This window comes from Streptomyces sp. NBC_00287, assembly GCF_036173105.1.
GTDB lineage: Bacteria > Actinomycetota > Actinomycetes > Streptomycetales > Streptomycetaceae > Streptomyces.
Genome location: NZ_CP108053.1, coordinates 7,237,724 through 7,259,632, shown reverse-complemented (window position 1 = coordinate 7,259,632; position 21,909 = coordinate 7,237,724). Strand labels below are relative to the sequence as shown.

At 72.3% G+C, this 21,909-nt stretch carries 20 protein-coding genes and 2 pseudogenes; 9 read left to right on the top strand and 13 right to left on the bottom strand.

Annotated features, from left to right (window positions below; all coding sequences use genetic code 11):
• Positions 1-29: 29 nt before the first annotated feature.
• Entirely contained in the window at positions 30-407 is a 378-nt protein-coding gene (locus OHT76_RS33025; protein WP_328874501.1) for a hypothetical protein, read from the bottom strand.
• 99 nt (positions 408-506) lie between these two features.
• Between OHT76_RS33025 and OHT76_RS33020 the strand changes: the two genes are divergently transcribed.
• Entirely contained in the window at positions 507-1,307 is an 801-nt protein-coding gene (locus tag OHT76_RS33020) for a class I SAM-dependent methyltransferase (RefSeq protein ID WP_328874500.1), read from the top strand.
• Here OHT76_RS33020 and OHT76_RS33015 read toward each other — a convergent pair.
• Genes OHT76_RS33015 through OHT76_RS33005 form a run of 3 tightly spaced genes read right to left on the bottom strand, consistent with a single transcriptional unit; the run spans position 1,297 to position 4,088 of the window.
• Positions 1,297-2,031 carry an FAD:protein FMN transferase gene (locus OHT76_RS33015; RefSeq protein WP_328874499.1) on the bottom strand — a complete coding sequence of 245 codons (735 nt, stop codon included), beginning with the start codon at positions 2,029-2,031 and terminating at the stop codon, positions 1,297-1,299. The two genes, OHT76_RS33020 and OHT76_RS33015, sit on opposite strands and share 11 nt — an antisense overlap.
• A gap of 1 nt (position 2,032) precedes the next feature.
• Positions 2,033-2,737 carry an FMN-binding protein gene (locus OHT76_RS33010; RefSeq protein ID WP_328874498.1) on the bottom strand — a complete coding sequence of 235 codons (705 nt, stop codon included), beginning with the start codon at positions 2,735-2,737 and terminating at the stop codon, positions 2,033-2,035.
• 10 nt (positions 2,738-2,747) lie between these two features.
• Positions 2,748-4,088 (bottom strand): ferredoxin reductase family protein, encoded by a 1,341-nt coding sequence (locus OHT76_RS33005; RefSeq protein ID WP_328874497.1) that lies wholly within the window; start codon positions 4,086-4,088, stop codon positions 2,748-2,750.
• Between the two features lie 157 nt (positions 4,089-4,245).
• Here OHT76_RS33005 and OHT76_RS33000 point away from each other — a divergent pair, with 157 nt between their 5' ends.
• From OHT76_RS33000 to OHT76_RS32990, 3 genes are read left to right on the top strand one after another with little or no spacing between them, the layout of a single operon-like run.
• Positions 4,246-4,935: a response regulator transcription factor gene (locus OHT76_RS33000; RefSeq protein ID WP_328874496.1), complete on the top strand. Its 690-nt coding sequence runs from the start codon at positions 4,246-4,248 to the stop codon at positions 4,933-4,935.
• Entirely contained in the window at positions 4,932-6,371 is a 1,440-nt protein-coding gene (locus OHT76_RS32995) for a sensor histidine kinase (RefSeq protein WP_328874495.1), read from the top strand. Before OHT76_RS33000 ends, OHT76_RS32995 begins: the two co-directional genes overlap by 4 nt.
• Positions 6,372-6,424: 53 nt before the next feature.
• A complete protein-coding gene (locus tag OHT76_RS32990; RefSeq protein ID WP_328874494.1) occupies positions 6,425-7,405 on the top strand; it encodes an NAD-dependent epimerase/dehydratase family protein in 981 nt (326 codons plus the stop codon).
• A 150-nt stretch (positions 7,406-7,555) separates the two neighbouring features.
• On the opposite strand, the gene OHT76_RS32985 is transcribed toward OHT76_RS32990, so the two are convergent.
• Both OHT76_RS32985 and OHT76_RS32980 read right to left on the bottom strand, forming a co-directional pair.
• Positions 7,556-8,668, bottom strand: a complete 1,113-nt coding sequence (locus OHT76_RS32985) for a sensor histidine kinase (RefSeq protein ID WP_328874493.1) — start codon at positions 8,666-8,668, stop codon at positions 7,556-7,558.
• A 2-nt stretch (positions 8,669-8,670) separates the two neighbouring features.
• Entirely contained in the window at positions 8,671-9,357 is a 687-nt protein-coding gene (locus OHT76_RS32980) for a response regulator transcription factor (RefSeq protein ID WP_328874492.1), read from the bottom strand.
• A 112-nt stretch (positions 9,358-9,469) separates the two neighbouring features.
• Between OHT76_RS32980 and OHT76_RS32975 the strand changes: the two genes are divergently transcribed.
• From OHT76_RS32975 to OHT76_RS32965, 3 genes are read left to right on the top strand one after another with little or no spacing between them, the layout of a single operon-like run.
• Entirely contained in the window at positions 9,470-10,171 is a 702-nt protein-coding gene (locus tag OHT76_RS32975) for a glycosyltransferase family 2 protein (RefSeq protein ID WP_443049860.1), read from the top strand.
• The gene (locus tag OHT76_RS32970) at positions 10,168-10,779 is read left to right on the top strand and encodes a TIGR04282 family arsenosugar biosynthesis glycosyltransferase (RefSeq protein WP_328874490.1); all 612 of its coding nucleotides are present in this window, start codon (positions 10,168-10,170) and stop codon (positions 10,777-10,779) included. The genes OHT76_RS32975 and OHT76_RS32970 overlap by 4 nt, the downstream gene beginning before the upstream one ends.
• Positions 10,776-11,594 (top strand): class I SAM-dependent methyltransferase, encoded by an 819-nt coding sequence (locus tag OHT76_RS32965; RefSeq protein ID WP_328874489.1) that lies wholly within the window; start codon positions 10,776-10,778, stop codon positions 11,592-11,594. The genes OHT76_RS32970 and OHT76_RS32965 overlap by 4 nt, the downstream gene beginning before the upstream one ends.
• Before the next feature lie 298 nt (positions 11,595-11,892).
• Here OHT76_RS32965 and OHT76_RS32960 read toward each other — a convergent pair whose 3' ends face one another.
• Complete coding sequence (locus tag OHT76_RS32960) at positions 11,893-13,122, bottom strand: molybdopterin-dependent oxidoreductase (RefSeq protein ID WP_328874488.1); 1,230 nt, start codon at positions 13,120-13,122, stop codon at positions 11,893-11,895.
• Between the two features lie 112 nt (positions 13,123-13,234).
• Here OHT76_RS32960 and OHT76_RS32955 point away from each other — a divergent pair, with 112 nt between their 5' ends.
• Positions 13,235-14,563 (top strand): hypothetical protein, encoded by a 1,329-nt coding sequence (locus OHT76_RS32955; RefSeq protein ID WP_328874487.1) that lies wholly within the window; start codon positions 13,235-13,237, stop codon positions 14,561-14,563.
• On the opposite strand, the gene OHT76_RS32950 is transcribed toward OHT76_RS32955, so the two are convergent.
• The 4 genes and pseudogenes from OHT76_RS32950 to OHT76_RS32935 all read right to left on the bottom strand — a co-directional run.
• Entirely contained in the window at positions 14,564-17,257 is a 2,694-nt protein-coding gene (locus tag OHT76_RS32950; RefSeq protein ID WP_443049939.1) for a SpoIIE family protein phosphatase, read from the bottom strand.
• 50 nt (positions 17,258-17,307) lie between these two features.
• Positions 17,308-18,225, bottom strand: a complete 918-nt coding sequence (locus tag OHT76_RS32945; RefSeq protein WP_328874485.1) for an ATP-binding cassette domain-containing protein — start codon at positions 18,223-18,225, stop codon at positions 17,308-17,310.
• Positions 18,222-19,037, bottom strand: a pseudogene (locus OHT76_RS32940) (ABC transporter substrate-binding protein); the annotation flags it as partial. The pseudogene OHT76_RS32940 and the gene OHT76_RS32945, both read right to left, overlap by 4 nt.
• Positions 19,028-19,165 (bottom strand): annotated as a pseudogene (locus tag OHT76_RS32935) (MFS transporter); the annotation flags it as partial. The pseudogenes OHT76_RS32935 and OHT76_RS32940, both read right to left, overlap by 10 nt.
• 137 nt (positions 19,166-19,302) lie before the next feature.
• Between OHT76_RS32935 and OHT76_RS32930 the strand changes: the two are divergent.
• Positions 19,303-20,049, top strand: coding sequence for a DUF4142 domain-containing protein (locus tag OHT76_RS32930; protein WP_328874484.1), 747 nt, complete (start codon positions 19,303-19,305; stop codon positions 20,047-20,049).
• Positions 20,050-20,056: 7 nt separating this feature from the next.
• Here the strand turns inward: OHT76_RS32930 and OHT76_RS32925 are convergent, their stop codons facing one another.
• Entirely contained in the window at positions 20,057-21,118 is a 1,062-nt protein-coding gene (locus OHT76_RS32925) for a PucR family transcriptional regulator (RefSeq protein ID WP_328874483.1), read from the bottom strand.
• A 134-nt stretch (positions 21,119-21,252) separates the two neighbouring features.
• The gene (locus OHT76_RS32920; protein ID WP_328874482.1) at positions 21,253-21,831 is read right to left on the bottom strand and encodes an Rv1733c family protein; all 579 of its coding nucleotides are present in this window, start codon (positions 21,829-21,831) and stop codon (positions 21,253-21,255) included.
• Between the last annotated feature and the right edge of the window lie 78 nt (positions 21,832-21,909).

Genomic DNA, 21,909 nt, shown 5'->3' with positions numbered 1-21,909 from the left:
GTTGCGGGCCCTTGGCGGGTGTGTGCAGGTCACCAGATCAGAACTCCGCCTCCCATTCCGCGCGCTCGCACCGCGGTCTCCTCGATGAATCCCAGCCGCGACCCGATGTGGTCGGCGTGCTGCTCGACCGTCCGGTCCGGTCGGCAGGTGAGCGTGGCGAGCTCCTCCAGATGCTCCCGGACCAGGGCGCATTCGGCCAGGAACGCCGGTACCTCGTCGGGCGCGACGAGGTCGCCCCTGACCATCGCCGGGAAGAAGCGCGCACCGAAGGAACGGATCGCCCGCGAGCCCCAGACGAGGGTGCGCCAGCTCTCGGGACCCGCCAGGTCCGGCACGCCCTCGGGTGTCTGCTGGACCTCGACTTCGCCGTCCGCCCGGACGAGGAAGATCTCCACGGTCAGACTCATGGCCGCAGTTCACCATGGTGGGCAGCGTCGGAACGACCCGTTTTCCGGTGGGCGTCCCGGATGTCGGCCGAAGCCGTCCGCGTCCCTCAAGGTGGAGTCATGAGCGAACAGCAGCGGTTCGACGTGTGGCAGGCCGGCCCCGCCTACGAGCGGTACATGGGCCGGTGGAGCCGGAAGGTCGCCGAGCGGTTCACCGCCCTGGCCGGCCACCGGGACGGGCTGCGCTGGCTGGACGTCGGGTGCGGGACCGGGGCGCTGTCGGCGGTGCTGTCCGCCCGGTGCCGGCCGGCACTGGTGCTGGGCTGTGACCGGTCCGCGGAGCTTCTGGCGACGGCGCGGGACACGGCATACGGTCCGGTGCGGTTCGTCGTCGCGGACGCGAGGGCGCTGCCGGTGCCGGACGGCGCCTTCGACGCCGCCGTCAGCGGGCTCGCGCTGAACTTCCTTCCCGAGCCCGCCGAGGGCGTCGCCGAGATGGCCCGGGCGGTCCGCCCCGGCGGGCAGGTCACCGCGTACGTCTGGGACTACGCGGAGGGCATGGAGCTGCTGCGCCGGTTCTGGGACGCTGCCACGGCGCTGGATGCGGCGGCGGCCGAGCTGGACGAAGGACGCCGGTTCCCGATGTGCCGACCGGACCCGCTGCACGCGCTGTGGACCGCGGCCGGTCTGGAGAACGTCTGGGTCACCCCGATCGTCATCCGCACCGTCTTCACCGACCTCGCCGACCTGTGGACCCCGTTCCTCGCGGGCCAGGGCCCGGCCCCGGGCTACGTCGCCGACCTACCGCCCGACGACCGGGACCGGCTGCGCGACGCGCTCGCCGAGACCCTCCCCCAGGATCCGGACGGCTCCATCGAACTGTCGGCCAGGGCCTGGTCGGTGAGCGGGGTCAAGCCGTGACGGCGACCGCCACCGGCAGCCCCTCCGTCCGCACCACCCGCCGCTCCGCGTCCACCGCGAACACCTCGCACCCGGGTCGGGAGGACGCCCACGCGATGCCCTCCGCGCCCATCGCGAACGCCGCCGTGGCCGTGCTGTCGGCCTCTGTCAGGGAGTTCGCGACGACGGTGACGCTGAGCAGCCCGGTCGCGGGACGCCCGGTGCGGCCGTCGAGGATGTGCGCGCCGCGCTCGTAGAGGGCGGAGGTCGCCACCGCCCCGTCGGTGATCTCGAGCACCGTGCACAGCTTGTCGGCCTGTTCGGGATGCCGTACCCCCACCCGCCAGGGCCCGCCCGCGGCGACCACGTCACCCCCGGCGTTCAGACAGAACCGCCGCACCCCGGCCGCCTTCAGCAGCTCCGCCGCCCGCTGCACCGACCAGCCCTTGACCACCGCGCAGGGGTCGAGGCCCCGTCCGGGCAGCCGTACGTCGAAGGCGCCGCCGGTGGCGATCCGGTACTCCTCGCACAGGCCGAGGACCTCGGCGAGGTCGGCACTGACCTCGCCGAGGCCGATCTCGCCCCGGTCGAGCCGGGACACCTCGCTGTCGGGCTTGAACGGGCTGAACCGTTCGTCGACCTCGCGCAGCCAGGAGAACACGCCGTCCACGGCCGCACCGGGGACCTGCTCGTCGTCCACCCGGAGCGAGACCGGGAACCCCATCACATGCTCGACGCGCCGCACCTCAGGCACCCTTCGCGTCGAGGGCGGCCTGGAGGGACTCCTTGTAGCCGTCGCTGGTGATCGTGGCGCCGGACACGGTGTCGATGTCCGCGCTCTGGGCCTCGAGGGTCGCCTCGATCAGCTTCGGCACGGCGGCCGTGGTCTGCGGGTGGTCGGGCTGCTGCAGCATCCGTACGGAGGCGATGGCATCGCCCTCGAACGTCACCTCCACCTGCACGGCACCCTTCTCGGTGTTCACGGTGGAGCCGGCGACGACCTCGGAGGTGGGGGAAGGCGAAGCCGAAGCCACCGCCCCTTGCTCGTCCAGAGCCGCCTGCAGCGACTCCTTGTACCCCTCACTCGTGATCGTCGCCCCCGACACCGTGTCGATGTCCGCGCTCTGCGCCTCCAGCGTCGACTCGATCAGCTTCGGCACCGCGGCCGTCGTCTGCGGATGATTCGGCTGCTGGAGCATCCGTACGGAGGCGATCTTGTCGCCGTCGAAGGTCACTTCGACCTGCACGGGGCCCTTCTCCGTGTTCACCACCGAGCCCTCGACGACCAGGGCGGAGCTGCCGGACGAGGAGGACGAAGAGGATGAGGAGGACGCAGAAGGGGCGGGCGCGACCGCCTCCGTCGTGGACGTCGTGTCCGTCGACGGTTCGTAGCGCCACAGGGGGACCAGACCGACGGCGGTCAGGACCAGGACGGGTATGGCTCGCTTCACGGTGTCCCTCTCATCCCGCCAGGCTGAAACGCTCGAAGTGGATCTGCGGCTTGGGCACGCCCAGCTCGCGCAGGCTGCGCAGCACCGCGTTCATCATCGGGGGCGGTCCGCACAGGAAGACGTCCCGGTCGGCGATGTCCGGGACGATCCGGGTCAGCTCGCCGGGCGCCAGCTTGTCGGGGTGGACGGGGCCGGTCACCAGGTGCAGCTCGGCGCCCTTGGCGAGAGCCAGCTCGCGCAGCTCGTCGTAGAGGACCGCGTCCCGGTCGGTGGCGACGCGGTAGACGACCACGGCGTGGCCGTGCAGCTCCTCGAGCAGCGCCCGGATCGGTGTGACGCCGACGCCGCCGGCGATCAGCACGGCCTCGGGGCGGGTGCGGTGCAGGGCGGTGAAGGCGCCGTAGGGGCCCTCGGCGAAGACGCGGGTGCCGACCTTGAGGTGGCGCAGGCCCGCGCTGCCGTCGCCGGCCGCCTTGGCGGTGAGCCGGAGCGTGCGGCCGTCGGGGGCGGCGGACAGGGAGAAGGGGTTCGCCTGCCACCAGCGGTCTTTCGTCAGGAACCGCCACAGGAAGAACTGTCCGGCGCGGGCGGGCAGCCGGTCCAGGTCGCGGCCCGTGATGTAGACGGAGACGACGTTGTCCGACTCGGGGACGACCGCCTCGACCCGGAGCTGGTGGCGCCAGTTCCGCCAGAGCGGCAGGACCAGGCGGCCCACAAGCACCGAGCCGAGGGCGACGCCCCACAGGGCGTACCAGTAGGTGGTGGCGGCCGACGACGCCGTGAAGGTCGTACCGACCGCGACCTGGTGGGTGAAGGCCAGCACCACGGCGAGGTAGGTGTACAGGTGGATGAAGTGCCAGGTCTCGTACGCGAGCCGGCGGCGGGCGAAGCGTCCGGAGACCGCGCCGACCACGAGGATGATCACCAGCGCGGCGACGGCGCGCAGTACGCCCTCGACGGTCTCGGCGAGGTCGACGAGCTGGCTGACCGGGTCGAGGCCGGAGGAGTCGGCGTAGCCGAAGGTGATGAAGACGGCGTGCCCGAGCAGGGTCCACAGGATGCCGAAGCCGGTCCAGCGGTGCCAGGAGGTCAGCCGGTCCATGCCGATCCGGCGGTCCAGCCAGGGCAGCCGGGCCACCAGCAGCAGCTGGAACGCCATCAGCAGGGCGCCGTAGAGGCCGCAGAGACGGCCGAGTACGAGCAGCGCGTTGGAGGCGCCGAAGCCGGCGTCCACGAAGAAGTAGGTCACCACGGCCACGTTCGCGGCCAGCACGGCGTACAGGCCGGTGCGGGCCACCACCCTGGGGCGTATCGCCGTGGGGGGCGCAGGGGGTGATTGGACGGTCGTCACGGGCGGCAGCTCCTCGCTGGGGTCCGGTGCCGGGGTAACGAGCTTGTCCGGGGAAAGCTGTCGATCACCTGTCGTACATCTTTCAAGTGGTTATCGATGTGACAGGGACGCCCGGACCCCCTGTGGTGACCAGGGCCGCATAACGCACTATGAGCGGGTGGAAAAAGTACGACTCCTCGTTGTGGACGACGACCCGCCGATCGCCGACCTCGTCGCGACGGTCGCCCGGTACGAGGGCTGGGAAGCGGTCACCGCGAACTCCGGTGAGGAGGCGCTGCGCCGCGCCGCCGAGTTCCATCCGGACATCGTCGTGCTCGATCTGATGCTGCCGGACGTGGACGGCTTCGGCGTGCTCGACCGGCTGCGCAGCTCCGGCACGATGGTGCCGGTGGTGTTCCTCACCGCCCGCGACGGCGTCGCCGACCGGGTGGCGGGGCTGACCCGGGGCGGCGACGACTACCTGGTCAAGCCGTTCGCGGTGGAGGAGCTGATGGCCCGGCTGCGGACCGTGCTGCGGCGCAGCGCCGGGCCCGGCTTCCAGCGCTCGGTGCTGCGGGTCGGCGATCTGACCATGGACGAGGACACCCGCGAGGTGCGCCGCGGCGAGAAGCTGCTCACGCTCACCCCGACCGAGTACGAGGTGCTGCGCTACCTGATGCGCAAGTCGCCGACCGTGCAGACCAAGGCGCAGATCCTGGACCATGTGTGGGAGTACGGCTTCGGCGGCCGCTCCAACGTCGTCGAGCTGGTCGTCAGCAGGTTGCGCCGCAAGCTCGACGACACCGGCCGGCCGATGATCCACACCGTGCGGGGCTTCGGGTACGTCATCCGGCAGGCCGCGGAGTGATCGGGCGACTGCGGCGGGCGTACGGCAGACTGCGGCTCGGCACCCGGCTGGCACTGGGCCTGGGCGTGCTGTCCCTGGTGGTGTTCGCCGTCGTCGGCACCGCGCTGACGACGTATATGCGCGACTATCTGTCGGCCCAGCTGGACACCCAGCTTGCGCAGGGCCAGATCGCCCAGTCCAAGAGCATCGAGGACCACGGCACGCTCACGGGCAAGAAGTACTACAGCTGGTTCTACGCCGTGTACGACGTGACGGACGGCGCGCCCGTGCTGCGCAGGCCCGAGGACCCCGCCGATCTGCCGGAGGACGTCGACGACTTCACCGCCCTGGCCCGGGCGCAGACCGCCGCGTCCACGGAGGTCCTGCGCACCGAGCACCTCAAGGGCGTGGGCGAGTACCGGCTGCGCGCCTGCGAGGTGGAGCCCGGGGTGGTGCTGGTCAGTGCCGCGCCGATGGACGACATCGACGACACCGTGGGTCAGCTGATCACCATCCAGGCCGTCACCTTCGGGCTCGCGCTGGCGGCCCTGGTGGTGGCCGGGCGGTCGCTGCTGCGGCGCGGTCTGCAGCCGCTGAGCGACATGGCGCACACCGCGCGGGGCATCACCTCGCACGATCTGACGGACTCGGCCCGGCTGCCGGTGCGGCACGACGGGCGCAGCGGCGGGCCCGAGGTCGAGGAGCTGCGGACCGCGTTCAACACGATGCTGGAGCACATCGACGAGTCCCTCGCGGTACGCACGGAGGCCGAGCAGCGACTGCGCCGCTTCGTCGCGGACGCCTCGCACGAGCTGCGTACCCCTTTGATGTCGGTACGGGGCTATGCGGACCTCTTCCAGTACGCGGCCGCCAACGCCCCCGAGGAGCGCGACAAGCACCTGGCCCGGCTGCGCGCCGAGGCCGCCCGGATGGGCTTCCTCCTGGACGACCTCCTGCTGCTCGCCCGCCTCGACGCGGCGGAGGTCGAGACCCCGCTGCGCCCCCGCGAGACCGACCTGGTGGAACTGGTCGAGGAGGCCGCGGACGCCTTCCGCGCGAGCCACGCCGACCATCCGCTGACGGTCGAGCCCGGCCCGCCCTCGCTGCCCGCGCGAGTGGATCCACAGCGCGTCCGACAGGTCCTGGACAACCTCCTCACCAACGCGGCGATGCACACCCCGCCCGGCACGGAGGTCTCGGTGACACTGTCGGTCTCGGGCGGCATGGCCCGGATCCGGGTCGCCGACGCGGGCCCCGGCATCCCACCCGCCGACCGCGAACGCGTCTTCGACCGCTTCTACCGCGTCGACAAGGCCCGCAGCCGAGACCGCGGCGGCAGCGGCCTGGGCCTCGCCGTGGCCGCCTCCCTGATCCGGGCGCACGGCGGCACGATCGAGCTGGCCGGCGAGCCGGGCTCGACTACCTTCACGGTCTCGCTGAGTCTTACGAAGCCATGACGTGACGGGCGCGGCCCGGTCGTCAGGGCCGCCCTCGGCCATAGCGTGGACGCATGCGCGTACTGGTCACCGGCGGTGCCGGGTTCATCGGGTCCCACATCGTGAAGACACTGGCGGAACACGGCCACGAGCCGGTGGTGTACGACGTCCACGCCGATCCGGCGTCCGACGTCCGGGACCGGGCCGCCGTCACTCGCGCCCTGTCCGGCGTGGACGCGGTCTGCCATCAGGCCGCGATGGTCGGCCTCGGCAACGGCTTCGCCGACGCGGCGGAGTACGTCTCCCGCAACGACCTGGGCACCGCCGTCCTGCTCACCGCCATGGCGGACGCGGGCGTACGGCGGCTGGTGCTGGCCGGGTCGATGGTGGTCTACGGCGAGGGCCGCTACACCTGCGCCCGGCACGGTGTCGTCCGTCCGGGACCGCGTGCCGTGGCCGACCTGGACGCCGGGCGCTTCGAGCCGCGCTGCCCGGAGTGCGGGGCCGAACTGTCGCCCGGGCTGGTCGCGGAGGACGCCCCGGTCGACCCGAGGAACGTGTACGCCACGACCAAGCTCGCCCAGGAGCATCTGGCGGCGGCCTGGGCTCGGGTGACGGACGCTCAGGCGGTGTCGCTGCGCTATCACAACGTGTACGGACCGGGCATGCCGAGCAACACCCCGTACGCCGGAGTCGCCTCCTTCTTCCGCTCCGCACTCGCCCGCGGCGAGGCCCCCCGTGTCTTCGAGGACGGCCGCCAGCGACGGGACTTCGTACACGTACGGGATGTGGCAGCGGCCAACCTGGCAGCACTGGAGGCGAGTTCACCCACCGGCACGCTCGTCGCCTACAACACCGGCAGCGGCGACCCACACACCGTCGGCGAGATGGCCCACGCCCTGGCGGCAGCGTACGGCGGCCCCGATCCGGTGGTGACCGGGGAGTACCGCCTGGGGGACGTACGACACATCACGGCCGACTCGTCGCGACTGCGGGCGGAGTTGGGGTGGAAGGCGGAGGTGGGGTTCGAGGCCGGAATGCGGGAGTTCGCCTGATAGCCAGCCCCTCAGGCGTTCGCCGGAAAACCAGCCCCTCCGACGTTCGCCGGAAAATCAGCCCCTCCGGCGTTTGAGGAGCGGGGGTCTGGGGGCGGAGCCCCCAGGGATGGGACGGGTAGGGGCGGCGGGGGCGAAAAAAACCGCCCGTCACCCCCCAACCATCGGCAGCGTCACCTCGAACCGACACCCACCGGGCACATTGTGAACCGCGGCCCGCCCCTGATGCGCCTCCACAATCCCCCGCACAATCGCCAGACCGAGCCCCGCCCCCGCCGGAGGCGTACGCGCATCGTTGCCCCGCCACCCGGTGTCGAACACACGCGGCAGATCCTCCTCAGGAATACCCCCACAGCCGTCGGTGACCGACAACACCACACCGTCGACCGAGCGTTCGGCAGCCACAGCAACCGTCCCGTCCGCCGGCGTACGCCGAATGGCATTGACGAGCAGATTGCCGAGGACCCGGCTCATCTCCTTCCCGTCCACCTCGACCGGCACCGGCTCCACACGATCACCGACAAGCCGTACGCCATGCTCGCGCGCAAGAGGATCCGCACCCGCAAGGGCATCCCCGACGAGGTCGTACAGCGAGATCCGGCTGGGGCTCAGCGCCAGCGCCCCCGCATGGATGCGCGAGAGCTCGAAGAGGTCCCCGACCATGGCGTTGAGGCGCTCGACCTCGGTCCGTATCTGCTTCAGATACCGGTCGGGATCGGCGGCCACACCGTCCTCCAGCGCCTCGGACATCGCGCGCAGTCCGGCCAGCGGGGTGCGCAGATCGTGGGAGATCCAGGCGACGAGCTCCCGGCGGGAGGACTCCAGCGCGCGCTCACGCTCGCGGGACTCGGCGAGCCGGGCACTGGTGGCCTCCAACTCACGGCTCAGGTCGGCCAGTTCGGCGGTCGCGGGACCGTCGGGCGAGGTGAAGGCGCCACCGTCGCCGAAGGAACGCGCGGCGAGGGCGAGGGCACGGCTGCGGGCGACGACCCAGCGGCCCAGCAGCAGGGCGGTGGCCAGGGAGACCACGGCGGCCATGGCGACGACCAGGGTGACCACCTTCAGGTCGTGATCGGACAGGAACATCGCCTGCGCGACCGCGAGGGTGCCCGCGAGCATCGCGGTAACGGCGACGGCGGTGACCACCGTGAGGTGCAGGGCGAGCGAACGGCGCCGGATCAGCCGTAGAACGCCCGCGCCGAGCACCCCGGCCGCGGCGGCGCCGAGGAAGGCGAACAGGGCGATGAGGAGCGCGTCTTGCACGGTCAGGCCTCCTCGAACCGGTAGCCGACGCCCCACACCGTCTGGATCAGCTTGGGGCGGGCCGGATCGTCCTCGACCTTGCCGCGCAGCCGGCGCACATGGACGGTGACGGTCGACAGGTCGCCGAAGTCCCAGCCCCACACCTCACGCATCAGGTCCTCGCGGCTGAACACCCGCCCCGGATGCCGCAGGAAGAAGGTGAGCAGATCGAACTCGCGGATCGTCAGGGCGAGTTCAGTGCCCTGTTTGGCGGCGCGGCGGGCCGCCGGGTCCACCGAGAGGCCTCCGGCGCGCAGCAGTCCCGCGGGCTGTGCGGGGCGGACGCGGCGCAGTACGGACTCGACGCGCAGGACGAGTTCGCGGGGGCTGAAGGGCTTGGTGACGTAGTCGTCGGCGCCGACCTCCAGGCCGAGGATACGGTCGTCCTCGTCGCCGCGCGCGGTCAGCATGATGACCGGCACCGGCCCCTGTCCCCGCATCCGGCGGCACACCTCGAGTCCGTCCATGCCGGGCAGCATCAGGTCCAGGACGACGAGGTCCGGCCAGTGCTCGGCGGCCCGGGCGAGGGCGTCGGGGCCGTCACCTGCGCGGTCGACGACGTATCCGGCGCGGTCGAGGTAGCCGGAGACGACCTCGGCGACGGTCGGGTCGTCATCCACGACGAGGACCCGGGGCGGCTGCTGTTCCATGCCGCAAGCCTCGCACCTCGCGCGCGCATGTGCTCCCGTCCCCTGCTGACGTCCTTGTTTCGTAAGGAGCCGGTGCCCGGTATGCCCTTTTTGCGCTCGTAGGGTGAACCCTGTGACCTCCTCTTCCGCTTCAGAACCGGACCCGGCGTCGGTCGACGTCGTCCTCCCCTGTCTCGACGAGGCCGAGGCGCTGCCGTGGGTGCTGGAGCGCATCCCGCGGGGCTGGCGCGCGCTCGTCGTCGACAACGGCTCCACCGACGGCTCGGCCGCCGTCGCCCGCGCGCTCGGCGCGACCGTGGTGCGTGAGGAGCGGCGCGGTTTCGGCGCCGCCTGCCACGCGGGCCTGACCGCCGCCACCGCCGAGGTGGTGTGCTTCTGCGACTGCGACGCCTCCCTCGACCCCTCCGACCTGGTGCCGTTCGTGGACCGGATCCGGTCCGGCGAGGCCGACCTGGTGCTCGGCCGGCGCCGTCCACAGGGCCGGGGCGCCTGGCCGGCGCACGCCCGCGCCGGGAACCTCGCGCTCTCCCACCTGCTGCGCCGCCGTACCGGGCTTCGGCTGCACGACCTGGGCCCGCTGCGCGCCGCCCGTCGCGAGCCGCTGCTCGCGCTCGGCCTCACCGACCGGCGCAGCGGCTATCCGCTCCAGATGGTGGTCCGCGCCTGTGACGCGGGCTGGCGGATCGCCGAGTACGACGTGCCGTACCGCCCGCGCACCGGTGCCTCCAAGGTGACCGGCACCTGGCGCGGAACCTGGCAAGCCGTGCGGGACATGAGCCGGGTCCTGTCGGAGCGGGAGGGGGCCCACGCATGACCACTCTCCTCGTCATCGCCAAGGAACCCAGGCCGGGCCGGGTCAAGACCCGGCTGACTCCGCCCTTCACCCCCGAGGAGGCGGCGGCGCTGGCGGAGGCCGCCCTCGCGGACACCCTCGACACGGTGGCCCGGACGCCCGCGCGGCGCCGGGTGCTGGTACTGGACGGGACGCCAGGCCCCTGGCTGCCGCCCGGGTTCGAGGTCGTACCGCAGTGCGCGGGCGGCCTCGACGAACGCCTCGCCGCCGCCTTCGCGGCCTGCACCGGCCCGTCCCTGCTCATCGGCATGGACACCCCGCAGGTGACGCCGGAGCTGCTGACCGTCGACTTCGCGGACTGCGACGCGTACTTCGGCCCCGCCGAGGACGGCGGCTTCTGGGCCCTGGGTCTGGCGGAACCGGACCCGTCAATCCTCCGGGGCGTCCCGATGTCGACCCCGCACACGGGCGCCGCACAACGCGCCCGCCTCACGGGCCTACGCGTACGGGACCTGCCGGTACTGCGGGACGTGGACACGGCCCACGACGCCCACCTGGTCGCCGAGGCCGCGCCCGGAGGACGTTTCGCAACCCGCCTGACGGAACTCACCGCGACGGGGCACCGATGAGCACGGGCCGGACGACGCGGGGCATTACGCGTGCGGCGGGCTCCCGAATCGGCCGACCGACGGCACCCGCCCCGGTCGACCCCCGCCCATGGTCCACCGACCCCTACTCCGACGCCGTACGCACCGGCCGCGGTCCCCTCTTCCTGCGGCGGGCCGACGGCTGGCTGTTGCCGTTGGACGTGGAGCGGTGGTGTGCGGCGGCCGATGCGGCGGATCTGGAGGTGTTGCGGCGGTGTGAGGGTGCGGTGCTGGACGTCGGGTGCGGTCCGGGGCGGCTGGTGGCGGCGTTGGGGGCGCAGGGGCGGCCGGCGTTGGGCATCGACGTCAGTGAGGCCGCCGTGGCGCGTACCCTGCGGCTCGGCGGGCAGGCCCTGCGCCGGTCGGTCTTCGAACCGCTGCCCGCCGAGGGCCGTTGGGGCACCGCCCTGCTGATCGACGGCAACGTCGGCATCGGCGGCGACCCGGGCGCCCTGCTCGACCGGATGGCTCAACTGCTCGCAACCGGCGGCCTGTTGATAGTGGAGACCGTACCGGGGCTCGACCTCGACGAGCGGGTCCTGGTGCATGTCACCGACGCGCAGGGCACCGCCGGAACGCCGTTCCCCTGGGCCCGGCTCGGCACGCCGGCCCTGCTGCGCCTCGCGGAGCGCGCGGGCTGGCGTGCCGTGGGTCAGTGGGCGGTCGGGGGGCGTTCCTTCGCCGCCCTGCGCAGCCGCAGCACGAACAGGAGCGCCGAACCGGCGAACAGCACGGCCGTGATGAGCAGCCAGCGGGCGAAGAAGTCGTCCGCCGACAGTCCGGTCGAGAATTCGTAGCGGTCCGTCACCCGTCCGGTGATCAGCGGGAACCACACGAGCAGCAGCAGCGCGGAGAGGGCGGCGGGCACCCGGACGTACATCACATGCCGTCCCGCCGCCGCCCCGAGCGCCCGGTCCGCCGCCGCGTACAGCGGCACCAGGACGAGGTCGTGGACGACGGCCGCGCCCACGAACCACAGCACGATCTCGAACCAGTCCCCGTCCAGCAGCCGCACACCCGCGTATCCGGCGAGCGCGAACGAGGCGGCGAGCAGGAGGATTTGGAACGGGCTGCCGAGGGGAAGCCGCAGTCGCATCACAGGTCTCCGAACGTCATCCGGGCCACCCATTTGGTGTTGAGCACTCCAGGTGCCGCGGGCACGATGACCCGCGCCGGGTGGCCGTGGTCGGGGGAAAGCTCCTCGCCGTTGACGAACAGGGCGAGCAGGGAACGCGAGTCGGCCACCTGGTTGGCACGCAGGGCGGCCCGCCGGAACGCACCGCGTTGTTGCAGCGACTCCACGAAGAGGTCCGGCGGATCGTCGTACCCGACGAGCGCGGCGAGGTCCCGCAGCCGTACGCCACGCCACCACTGGTCGGAGGTCGACCAGCCCTCGACGCAGGCGATGGGCAACGCGGCGCTGTGCATGGGGAGTTGCAGCAGATCGGCGCGGCTGAGCCGGACGGTTCCGGTGCGGCCGGTGACGACAAGACGCCAGGCCTCGTCGCTCGTGTCCGCGGGGCGGATTCCCGCGTAGGCGGCCGTCTTGTTGATCTGGAAGCCGTTGGGTCCCTCGTCCGGTTCGGCGGGGCCGTGCGGAGCGAGAAGGGCTGTCCAGCGCAGTCCGTCGAAGTTCTGGCCGACGCTCGTGGCGAACAGCAGCGCCGAGCCGCCCCCGACGAACCACAGGGCGCCGCGCCGGGAGACGGTCGGCTCGGCGGGTTCGGTGGGGACGAGGTCGTTCTTCTCCTCCTTCATCTGCCGCAGATTGCGCAGCACCGTCGGCGTCTTCAGCGCGACGTGCGCGACGAACGCGGCGAAGAACACCCACGCCCCGTAGAAGTGCAGCGTGTAGAAGGAGCCCGGGAAGATGTAGTCCAGCTGGACGTTGAGCACTCCGGTCACGAACTCGAAGAGCGCCCCGCCGACCAGGAGCAGCAGCGAGATCCGCTCCAGCGCGTGGGCCAGCGAACGGGCGGGCGGCAGCGTGAACAGCCGCGGTACGACCGACCACAGCTTGGCCAGCAGCACCGGGATCAGGGTGATGCCGAGGGTGACATGGATGCCCTGGTTGAGCCGGTACAGCCAGTGCGGATCGGTCGGCCAGGAGAACAGATAGAAGCCGAGGATCCCCTTGTCCGGGGTCTGGTCGTTCACCGGCGACAGATCCGGGTTGTAGGCCGCGTACGACACCAGACCCGTCACGAACAGCACCGTGATCCCGCCGAGCAGCACCACACCGAGCACCGAGGTGAGCCAGGGGCCGCGCAGCGGACTGCGCCAGAAGCCGGGCGAGAAGGGAGAGAGTCTCTCAGGCCGATTCATGCCTCGACCGTAGGCCGCGAGCACCTCGCGCAGGCGTCACGAACCATGACGAAACTCTGACGTCGCCGCCTGTCAGCCGTCCGGTCGAGGCCCGCCGCCCTAGCGTGCAGACGTGACCCGCGATCCCTCCCGAGACCTGCGCCGCGACCTGTACGCCGCCACGGCCGCCGCACTGCTCTTCGCGACCGCCGCCCTGGTCGGCACCGCGATCGAGCACCGTGACGGCACCCTCTTCGTCAACTGGCCGCCCCTGCTGGCGGACTGGGGCCCGCACGTCGGCCCCGGCACCGCGGCGGCGATCGTCGTCGCAGTGGCGGTGGTGGCGTACGGCCCACCCCTCGCCGCCCGGCTCCCCTGGCGCGGACTGCTGCTCACCGTGTGGGGCGCGGGCATGGCGTGGACCTTCTCGCTGGCCCTGGTCGACGGCTGGCAGCGCGGCATCGCCCGCCGGCTGACGACCCGGTACGAGTACCTCCAGGTCATCGACCGCTTCCACGACATCCCGGCCACCCTGCGGGACTTCACCGACCACATCCTCATCGGCTCCCCCGACCACTGGCCCGCGCACATCGCCGGCCACCCTCCGGGGGCCACGCTCACCTTCGTGTACCTGGACCGGATCGGCCTGGGCGGCGGCGCCTGGGCGGGCGTGTGGTGCATCGTCGTGGGCGCCACCGCCGCCCTCGCGATCCTCGTCACCATCCGCACCCTGGCCGACGAGAAACTCGCCCGCCGCGCGGCGCCCTTCCTGGTCCTGGCGCCGGGCGCGGTGTGGCTCGGCGCCTCCGCCGACGGCTACTTCGCGGCGGTCGCCACCTGGGCGGTGGCCCTGCTGGCACTCGCGGTGACGGGCCGGCGACCACGCTGGACGGGCCTAGCCTCCGGCCTCCTGTTCGGCCTGACGGTCTATCTGTCGTACGGCCTGACGCTCTACGTCGTGATCGCGGCGGCCGTGCTGTTCCTGGGCTCGGAGCGGGTGCGTCCCCTCCTCTTCGCGGTGGCCGGGTTCCTGGTGGTCCCGATCGTGTTCACGGCGCTGGGCTTCTACTGGTGGGAGGCGTACGACCTGCTGGTCACCCGCTACAACCAGGGCGCCGGCGGCACCCGCCCGCAGGCCTACTGGGTGTGGGCCAACCTCGCCTGCCAGGTACTCGTGGTGGGCCTCGCGACGGCGGCGGGGCTGCGGCGGACCGGGGTGGCGGTGATCCGGCGGGAGAGCGCGGCGGGTTTCCGGCTCGGGGTGCTGGTGCTCGCCGCGCTGGTCGCGATGCTCGTCGCCGATCTGTCGGGGATGAGCAAGGCGGAGACCGAGCGGATCTGGCTGCCGTTCGCGCTCTGGCTGCTGCCGTCGTGCGCGTTCCTGACCGGGCCGCGGGGCTGGCTCGCGGTACAGGCCGTGCTCGCGCTGCTCGTCAACCATCTGCTGTGGACGGGCTGGTGATCACGGCAGGGGCTGCTCGGTCCAGATGACCTTGCCGTGCGGGGTGTAGCGGGTGCCCCAGCGCTCGGTGAGCTGGGCGACGAGGAAGAGCCCGCGGCCGCCCTCGTCCTCGGTGCGGGCCCGGCGCAGCCTCGGCGAGGTGCCGCTGCCGTCGGAGACCTCGCAGATCAGGGCGCGGTCGCGGAGCAGCCGGAGTTGGACGGGTCCGGTGGCGTGCCGGATGGCGTTGGTGACCAGTTCGCTGGCGACGAGTTCGGTGGTGAACGCCAGGTCGTCCAGGCCCCAGGCGGCGAGTTGTTCGGTGACCGCGGCGCGGGAGCGGGAGACGACCGCCGGATCGCTCGGCAGGTCCCACTGGGCGACCCGGTCGGGGCCGAGGACATGGGTGCGGGCGACCAGCAGCGCCACGTCGTCGCTGGGGCGGGCCGGGAGCAGCGCGTCGAGGACGGCCTCGCAGGTGTCCTCGGGGGCGCGTCCGGCGTGGGTGAGGACTTCGCGGAGCCGGTCGAGGCCGGTGTCGATGTCCTGGTGGCGGTCCTCGACCAGACCGTCGGTGTAGAGCACCAGCTGGCTGCCCTCCGCGAGTTCGAGCTCCACCGTCTCGAAGGGCATCCCGCCGAGACCGAGCGGCGGAGCGGTCGGCAGGTCGACGAACTCCACCGAGCCGTCGGGGTGGACGACCGCGGGCAGGGGGTGCCCGGCGCGGGTGAGGGTGCAGCGCCGGGACACCGGGTCGTAGACCGCGAACAGACAGGTGGCGCCGATGCCGCCGGTCTCCGCGGGTGCGTTCTCCCTCGCCCAGCCCTCGCCCCGGTCCAGACGCCCCACCAGGTCGTCGAGGTGGGTGAGGAGTTCGTCCGGCGCCAGGTCAAGGGAGCAGAAGTTGTGCACGGCCGTCCGCAGCCGGCCCATCGTGGCGGCGGCGTGCAGCCCGTGCCCGACGACATCGCCGACGACCAGCGCCACCCGCGCGCCGGAGAGCGGGATGACGTCGAACCAGTCGCCGCCCACGTCGGCTTGTGCGGGCAGATAACGGTAGGCGACCTCGACGGCGCTCTGCTCGGGCCGCCCCCGGGGCAGCAGGCTGCGCTGGAGGGCGAGGGCGGTGTTGTGCTCGCGGGTGAAACGGCGGGCGTTGTCTATGCACATCGCGGCGCGTCCGCCCAGCTCCTGGGCGAGGGAGAGGTCGTCGTCCTCGAAGGGGGCGGGGTTGGCGCAGCGGTAGAAGCTGACTACGCCGAGGGTGGCGCCGCGGGCCCTGAGCGGCACGGTGATCAGGGTGTGCGTCCCGGCCGCGAGCACCCGCTCCAGACGTACCGGATCCTGCGCGAACCAGCCGCCCGCCTCGGACAGCACCGGCTCCAGCACCGCCCGGCCGCTCTCCAGACTGCGGGCCTGGGGGGTGGAGCCGACATAAGCGAAGCCGTCACCGACGTGGTAGAGCCGTGGCTCGTCGTTCCGGCTGCGCAGGGCGACCCGGCGCAGCGGCGCCTCCGCCCCGAGCGGCTCGGGCTCCTCTCCGTTCAGTACGGCGTCGGGCAGGTCGACGGCGGCGAAGTCGGCGAAGCGGGGCACGACGACCTCGGCGAGCTCCTCGGCGGTGCGGGTGACATCGAGGGTGGCGCCGATCCGCACCCCGGCCTCGTGCAGCAACTCCAGCCGCCTGCGCGCGAGCAGGGCGAGCCGTCCGACGCCGGGCTCCCCGACGAGCACCAGCCGTCCGCCGGATCCGTCGCCGGTGACGGCGGGGGCGGTGACCACGTGCGTCGCGGTGGCCGTCGTCGGAGGGGGCGTGGGTGGGGTGAGGGCGACCGGGCGCGGGTGGCCCAGGATGCGGGCCTCGACGACCACGCCGGTCTCCCCGGCGGCGCCCACGACCTGGCGGCGCAGCAGGGTGGCGATCCGGCCGCCGGTCAGGTTCACCTCGTCGAGGGTGCGGTGGGGCGAGGCGAGCAGCGCCTCGGCCTTCTCGCGCAGGACGGCCAGATCGATCCGGCCGAGCCCGGTGCCGTCCGTCTCCGGGCCCGCCTCGTGGGTGGCCCGCCGGTAGGCCGCGAGCAGCGCCCGCTCCCGCTGGGTGGCCTGGTCCAGCAGCCGGCCCTCGATGGCCTGGGCGGCCTCCCGGACCAGCCGGAGCATGATCGGGTCGCCGTCGTCGCGCAGACAGGTCAGATCCAGGACGGCCTCGATCCGCCCGCTGAGCGGGTCGCGGACCGGGGCGCCGACGCAGGCGAAGGGCTGCAGACAGTCGGCGAAGTGCTCGCGGCCGATGATCTGGACGGGTCCGCGTTCGACCAGCGCGGTGCCCACGCCATTGGTGCCCGCGTTCTGCTCGGAGGCGTTGAAGCCGGGGGCGAAGCTCACCGCGTCGAGCCGGGCGAGCAGCGCGGGCTCACCGCCCAGCCGCTGGACCATCCGCCCGTGCCCGTCGCACAGCGCGATGGTCGTGCCCATCCCGGCGAGGGTCTGGGTCAGCCGCCCCAGGACGGGCTCGGCGGCGCGCAGGAACCGCTCGCCGAGCACCACGTCGGGCTCGTAGGGGATGAACAGCCGGTCCGGTTCGAGCCCCGCCGAGCGGCATCGCTTCCAGGAGTCCAGCACGGCGTCCCGGACGTCCGTGTCGACGCGGGCTCCGGCGAGGAAGCGTTCATGGGCATCGACGAGTCCGCCGATGTCGTCCCAGGCGACGGACAAAGAGCTCACTTCCCTCGGGCGATTTCACCCTAGACCCTTTGTGACTCACCTCACAACAATCCGTGAAGGGGGCTGGGAGCCCGCTCGACGACCTCGCCCGCGTCCACCACGGCGGTCCGGTGCGCGAGCCGTGCGGTCTCCGGATCGTGGGTGATCAGTACGAGGGACAGGTCGTCGCGGTCGGCCGGCAGCCCGGCGAGCAGGTCGAGGATGGAGCGCCGGGTGACGGTGTCGAGCCCCGAGGTGATCTCGTCGCAGACCAGGATCCGGGGCCGGGCGAGCAGGGCGCGGGCGAGCGCGGCCCGCTGGAGCTCACCGCCGGACAGCGCGCCGGGGCGGCGGTGCGCCTGGTCGTCCGTGAGCCCGAGCCGGACCAGCGCGGCCAGCGCCTCGGCCCGAGCGGCCTCCTTTGCCGCGCCCCGCAGCCGGACAGCGGTGCGGGCGACCTGGTCCAGTACGGGCCGGTGCTCGTCGAAGGCGGCGCGGGCGTCCTGGAACACGTACTGGACGGCGGCGAGCTGTTCCCGGTCGCGGTGGCGCAGGCTGCGCGGCAGTGCGGCGCCGTCGAGCAGAATCTCGCCGTCGTGGTCGCGGTGCAGGCCCGCGAGACAGCGAGCGAGAGTGGTCTTGCCGCTGCCCGACCGTCCGGCGACGCCGAGGCCGAGGCCGAGCGGGATCAGCAGCGCGAGAGTGAGCGCGGCGAGCAGCAGCGTCGGCCCGAAGCCGTCGGTGAGGTACTCGGTCACCGGGCGGCCGGAGGTGAGGGAGGTGCCGAAGTCGCCGTGCAGTAGGCCCGTCGCCCAGTCGGCCAGCCTCTCGTGCGCAGGCCGGTCCAGGTCCATGGCCTCCCGGATCGCCGCGATCCGCGCGGGGTCCGGCTGGTCACCGGCGAGCGCGACCGCCGCGTCGCCCGGCAGCGCCTCGGTGAGCGCGAAGACCAGCAGCACGACGGAACGAAGTCCCGTCACCCGAGCCACACCTTGTCGAAGCGTGCCCAGTCGAGCGTGTTGGCGGGAGCGTCGACCTCGACCCCCTTCACGTTCTTCGCCGTTCCGAGGATCCAGTCGGCGAACCCCCAGATGAGGAAGCCGCCCTCGGTGTACAGCCGGCGCTGCATCCGCTCGTAGACGGCGGACCGTTCGGCCTTGTCGCGGGTGGACTGGGCCTGCTGGTAGAGGGCGTCGAAGTCCTTGTGCCGCCACTGGGTGGCGTTGGTGGTGGACTCGGTGAGCAGCCGCTGGGAGAGGTGCGCCTCGCTGGGCATGGCGCCGGAGCGGTAGCAGCACAGGGTGCCGGAGTCGAGGATGTCGGCCCAGTAGGAATCCTTGCTGCCCATCTTGACGTCGATCGTGACGCCCGCCTTGGCCGCCTGGTCGCGGAAGATGCTCGCGGCCTCGGTGAACCCGGCGGCGACGGCGGAGGTGTCCAGGGTGACCTTGAGCTTCTCGGCGCCGGCCTGCTTGAGCAGCGCCTTGGCCCGGTCGAGGTCCTGCTCGCGCTGCGGGAGGCTGTCGGCGTAGTACTCGTACCCCTTGCCGAACAGGTCGTTGCCGATCTCGCCCGCGCCGGACAGGGCGCCGTCGACGAGCTCCTTGCGGTCGGCGATGAGGAAGAAGGCCTCGCGCACCCGCTTGTCGTCGAAGGGCGGCCGATCGGTCTTCATGCAGAACGCCTGCATCGCGCTGTTGCGCAGCCGCACGATCTCGATCTGTCCCTTGCCCTCGTGGGCGCGGGCGGTGGTCGGGTTGAGCTCATGCGCGTACTCGACCTGGCCGCCGACATACCGAGGTTGTCGGTGAGATGGGTGGCGAGGTAGGGGACGAGGAGATAGAAGCCGGTGTTGACGCCGAGCTGGTTGACCAGCAGCAGCCGTACGGCGAACGGGAATGGGCGTATGCCGCGTGGCATCTGATAGGACACGGAGCTTGCCGCGGGTGTGACGTACGACACCCCTTGGCGCCGGGAAGTTTTACCGGCGGCGATGATTGTTTGGCGCAGCCCGCCCGTATCTCCTGATGTCCGAGCCGTTCGCCTCAGGAGGTCCGATGCGCATCTCGCGCAGCACGGCGGGAACCGTCTTCGTCGGCGGCGCCCTGGTGCTCACCCTCTCCGCTCTCGCGTACCCCGCGATGCTCGGGGTGGAGAACACCTCGTCCGACACGTCCCGCATCATCGCCAACACCCAGTACGGGCCGCTGACCGAGGCGGACCGGGACTTCGTGGTCAAGGTGCGGGCGGCCGGACTGTGGGAGTACCCGCTCGGCGAGATGGCGATGCAGCGTGGCACCAGCGCGGCGATGAAGGAGGCGGGCGCGCATCTGATCGTCGGGCACTCGGGCCTCGACGAGCTGTGCCGCAAGATCGCGCCCGAGCTCGGTGTCACGCTGCCCAACCAGGCCAGTCCGCAGCAGCAGCAGTTCGTGGCGACCGTGGACTCCAAGAGCGGCAAGGAGTTCGACTCCACCGCGGTCACCATCATGCGCGTGACCCACGGCCAGATTTTCCCGGTCATCGCCAAGATCCGCGCAAGCACCCAGAACACACTGGTCCGGCAGCTGGCGGACCTGGCCAACGACACGGTCCTGGACCACATCACCGTGCTGGAGAAGACCGGCCTGGTCAACTACGACCAGATCAACTTCCAGCAGACGACGCCCCCGAAGCTGCCGAAGGACCAGCTCACCCCGCCCCCGCCGCAGCCCGGCTCCCCCGTCCTGGTCCTCAAGCCCCGCCCGGACCTGAACGTCAACACGGCCTCCCCCCAGCCGAGTCCGAGCGGCACGGTCGGCTGAGGTCCGCTCACAGCGGCTTCGCCGGCCAGTCCAGCAGCCGTGCCCCGATCACCGCGGTCTGGAGCGTGTACCGCTGCACCGGGTCGGCCGGGTCCGCGCCGGTCAGCTGGCGGACGCGGTCCAGGCGGTAGGTCAGGGCCCGCACGCTGAGCGACAGCCGGCGGGCCGCCTCCGCGGCCACACAGCCGGAGTCGAAATAGGCGGTGAGCGTGTCCAGCAGCGGCCGGGCGCCGCCGCGGGCCCGGCGCATCGGGCCGAGCGTGCTGGCCACCAGATCGGCCATGGCCTGCCGGTCCCGGGTGAGGACGGGGTAGACCAGCAGGTCGGAGGCGTGCAGCACCGGCTCGGTGAGGTCCAGGCGTTCGGCGAGATCGAGGGCGTTCAGGGCCTCCTCGTACGACTGGACGACACCGGCCGGTCCGGTGTGCGCCCGGCCGATCGCCACCTGGCCGCCGTCGGTGGCGGCGTGGGCGTGCTTGGCGAAGTGGGTGAGGACATCGTCGTGGTGGCCGGGGGCGATGCAGACCATCCGGCCGTCCTTGGTGGTGAGCAGGATGCTGCGGTCCCCGAACCGGCCGATCAGCCCGCGCTCCACCTCGCGGGGAACGGGGTCGCCGTCGTCGTAGGCGGTCCGGCCGCGGGCCACGGCGACGGCGTGCGCGTGCGACAGCCGCAGCCCGTAGCGCTCCGCGCGCTGCGCCAGCAGGCCGAGGTCGCTGCGGCCGTACAGCAGATCGTCCACGAACTCCCGGCGGGCGGCCTCCTCCTGGCGTACGGCGTCCCGCTGGGCGCGTTCATAGCCCTCGGCGAAGGCGTCCAGGGCCTGGGCGGCGGCGGCCAGGACGGCGTCCACGGAGATGCCGTTCCCCGTCGGCCGGTGGGCGCGGGTCTCGGCCATGTGGGCGGCGACCATGGCGCGCAGTCCGAGCCCGGCCTCGGCGGCCCGCTCGCCCAGGACACGGCGGGAGTCGAGTTCCGCGCGGGTGAGCCGACGGCCGGTCGCGGAGGCGTCGGCGAGGATGCCGGAGTAGCCGGTCAGATACTCCGCGAACGCGTCCGGCCCCGCCATGCGCGCTACCCCGCTCTCCGCTGTGTCGTGCTCACACCTGTGTGGTGCTGACATCGTTTTCTACGTCGTTTTCCGACGAGTTTCTAGCGCGGGGCTGCGTGAACATGCGTGGGCCGGTGCCCTCGCCCGGGCGATCAGCCGGTCTTCCAGCCGTTGCGGGTGTCGATCCGCTCCCATTCCAGGGCCCACTGTGCGAGACGGCGGCGCTCCATCAGCTGCCGGACACACCAGAGCGTGCAGAGGACGCCCCCGGCCGTGCACAGGGCCGCCAATGCGCCGCCGGAGATGGCGTGCAGTTTGATCTCGCCGCTGCTCAGGGGCTCGGCCGTGACCCGATCGCCGTCGGTCCAGACGGGGACCTTGGTCCCGGCCTTGGTCTTGGGCGACACGCGCGCGTCGTCGGTGTGGGTGGTGCCGTCGGGGCCGGTCCAGCTCACCTTGGCCCACACCCGGTAGTCGGCCGGTACCCGTGCGGGCACCTTGTCGTCCGCGTCCTCCACCACCACCGCCGACACCTGCCGGCTCTGCGCCCGCTGCTCCTCGGCGGCCCGCTCCACCGCGCCGACCGCGAGGAAGCCCGCCAGTACCCCGCCCACCAGGGCCAGCACCCAGCCGCCGAGCACCACCCAGGCCTCGACGAGATCGCAGCGCCGCCTCAGCGGGCTGCGCCGCCACCGCCACATCCGTATGCGCTCGTACCGTGTCTCAGCCATCGGCCGACACCCCCTGGAGAGCACCGACAGCACACTCACAGTGTGCTCCTGTCGGGCGGGTACCGCGCTGGCTGGTCC